The 1339-nt window shown below is 64.4% G+C and carries 1 protein-coding gene; it reads right to left on the bottom strand.

Features of this window, described 5'->3' with window-relative positions:
- Positions 1-178: 178 nt before the first annotated feature.
- Complete coding sequence (locus tag EFR00_RS32735; RefSeq protein ID WP_009996460.1) at positions 179-1282, bottom strand: transposase; 1104 nt, start codon at positions 1280-1282, stop codon at positions 179-181.
- Positions 1283-1339: the final 57 nt, after the last annotated feature.

Genomic DNA, 1339 nt, shown 5'->3' with positions numbered 1-1339 from the left:
CCCCATAGGCGCTAACTTAGCCGTCGATGTGCGATGGCGCATCGCCTTCGCGGAGGCTCGCGCAGCCGATGGAGCAGCTGGTCGATGGCGATGGGCCTGATGGTCGCGTGCAAGACAGCGATAGAGATGTTGGTAATGGCGATGGCGACGAGACGCCAGATCGGCAATGCGGCTCGGTTCAGGCCGCCAGGGGGAGAGAGTCCGGCGCCTCGGGATCGAGGGCCGGCAGGTCGTCTTCGGCAAGCAGTGCGGCGAGCAAGGCGATGTTGATCCACAGGCGGGCCAGGTCAGCGTCCTTGGCGCGCAGGCCTTCCAAACCGATCAACGACTTCATGCGTTTGAAGGCCAGTTCGATCTGCCATCGCAGCCGATAGGTCGAGGCGAGCCGCTCCGGCGGCCAGTCGTCGGCGTTAAGCGAAGTCAGCAGCACCAGGTAGCCAGCCATCTCGATGCCGGCCTCGCTGGGCTTGTATCTGGCCTTGGCGGCCAATCGGCGCGCTGCTCGCCTGGCTTTTGCGGCGGCTTCAGGCGGCAAGGGTAAGATCACCACACGGGCCGCCACTTCGACCTTGGACTTGCCGTCCTGGATCCTCACGGACCGATCGAGCACACCCTTGTCGCCCGCTTCGCGGCAGAGCGCCAAGCGCTCCAGCAGCTGGCCGTCGCCATCCAGCAAGCGCGGATAGTTGGAAGGAGCGCGGACCAGAAAATCAGCCCCAGCCTTGACCACTGCAGCCAAATCGGTCGCCTTGGCATGGGCACGGTCGGCGATCCGAAGCTCGCCGGCCTTGACGCCGCGCGACAGCCGTTCGGCTTCACGACGATCGGTGACCTCAACCGAACTGAGCTTCAGCCGGGAAAGGTCGAACACCGTATGCACCATCCAGTAGTCCCGCTTCGGCCCAGGCGGTGCAACGACCGTGGCGTCAACCGCCATCAGCCGCAGGTCACTATGCACACCGGCGAAGGCTTCGGGGCAGCGCTCGGCAAGCAGCTCCGAAACCAGATAGCCCACCCAATCGGCGCTGGCCTTCAGACGCTTGAGCATGGCCACGTCGGACATCGATGCGAGCCCCCGCTGATCGGCCCAGGCCGCCAAAGTTCGGAGCGAAAAACCACCAAGCACATAGGCGAAACACAATCGCAGCAGGTCAGCCGCGCCGCCCACCTGCCGTTTGCGAAGCAGCGCGCCGGCCTCGCGCGCGCTTGCCTCCAGCTCTTCCGCCGAGCCCAGTCGTTCGACCAGCTCACCCCAATCCAGTGCTTGTAACGAATCGCTCATGACCAAGGTGAATCACTCGCGATCACCATCGTCAAGACTAAGTTAGCGCCTATGGGG

This window comes from Rhizobium sophoriradicis (genome assembly GCF_003939025.1).
GTDB lineage: Bacteria > Pseudomonadota > Alphaproteobacteria > Rhizobiales > Rhizobiaceae > Rhizobium > Rhizobium sophoriradicis.
The sequence above is the reverse complement of the archived record's forward strand: the minus strand, read 5'-3'. Positions and strand labels throughout refer to the sequence as shown.

Coding starts and splice junctions, on each gene's coding strand:
- EFR00_RS32735 (WP_009996460.1), bottom strand. CDS start 1,282: ATGAGCGATTCGTTACAAGCACTGGATTGGGGTGAGCTGGTCGAACGA.